This window comes from Vibrio genomosp. F10 str. 9ZD137, assembly GCF_049974785.1.
Taxonomy (GTDB): domain Bacteria; phylum Pseudomonadota; class Gammaproteobacteria; order Enterobacterales; family Vibrionaceae; genus Vibrio.
This window is the reverse complement of the sequence record NZ_JBNGCJ010000105.1, coordinates 1-1,195: the sequence shown is the minus strand read 5'-3', so window position 1 is coordinate 1,195 and position 1,195 is coordinate 1. Positions and strand designations below refer to the sequence as shown.

Annotated in this window: 1 protein-coding gene and 1 pseudogene; one reads left to right on the top strand and one right to left on the bottom strand. The window is 47.7% G+C overall.

Annotation, left to right across the window (positions count from 1 at the left end):
• Positions 1 to 39 precede the first annotated feature (39 nt).
• Positions 40 to 765 (top strand): annotated as a pseudogene (locus ACP45E_RS01335) (outer membrane protein transport protein); the annotation flags it as partial.
• A 92-nt stretch (positions 766 to 857) separates the two neighbouring features.
• Here the strand turns inward: ACP45E_RS01335 and ACP45E_RS01330 are convergent.
• On the bottom strand, positions 858 to 1,195 hold a 338-nt coding region (locus tag ACP45E_RS01330; RefSeq protein ID WP_198927668.1), incomplete at its 5' end, for an MlaA family lipoprotein.

Genomic DNA, 1,195 nt, shown 5'->3' with positions numbered 1-1,195 from the left:
ACCGCTCTTCCGATCTAAAATGCCGTTGCTGTTAACCCAAGCACTCAAGCACCCATCTCGGTTCCCGCTGGCACCGCACTTAAATACATGGAAGGCGACGACACTTCTTGGGGCTGGCAAATCGGTACGGCCTGGCAAATCAACGATGATCACCGTATCGGGTTTGCGTATAAGTCGGAAGTTAAGCTTAAGCTAGAAGGCTATGCTGAAGGTATTGGCTTTGGTTTGGGGTCGATGACTCGTGATACGGGCTACATGAATCTCGCTCTACCCGCAACAGCTGAGTTAGCGAGCTTTCACCAAGTAAGCGAAACTGTAGCGATTCACGCAAGCTTTAACTGGACCGACTGGAGCTCTTTTGAAAAGCTTCAAGCCGAGCTAGACACGGTGGGTAGCCAAACCGTTAAAGTTGAAAACTGGGAAGATAACTACCGTTTCGCTATCGGCGCAACGTATCAAGTGGATCCTAAACTCGCATTGCGTACCGGTGTCGCCTACGACACGTCTGCGGTCAGCGACAAGAACCGCACGATCACCATTCCAGAAACAGACCGTACATGGTTAAGCGTTGGCGCTGGTTATCAGTGGTCGGAGCAACTGACGTTAGACGCGGGTTTCACTTACATTATCGCTAAAGATGCCCCAATCACAGAATCTCGCGGCTATGAGTCGGATGATACCGCAGAAAAAGTGGGCGGGCAGTTTGTTGGCACAACGACAGGTAATGTTTGGCTAATCGGTGTGCAAGCGAACTACACGTTCTAGAGTTTGATAGAACAGCAACGATAAAACCAAAAGAGGTGACACTCATACTGTCACCTCTTTTTCTATTCACGTCTTATGTAAGCTCATTGAGATTAAAATTCTTCATCAAGATAATCATCGAGAAAATCTTCTTCATCTTCATCGTAATTATCTCGTTCAATTTCGGCTCTAAAATCTTGATTCTGTAAATAGATTTCTTTGCTCAGTGCATATGGGTCAGGTGAATCATAGAGCATGGATTCTTGCGATACTAAACGAGCACGAGACTCCATTCCTTCTAACGCCCACTTGCTAAGCCCTGCCCAGATGTTGAGATAAGAGAGTGGCGCGTACAAACTGTCAACGACATCTGTCGCTTCACGAACGGTCCAAGGGCCATAAGCAGGTACCATCACATAAGGCCCGTTACCTACGTCGTAGTGACCGACAG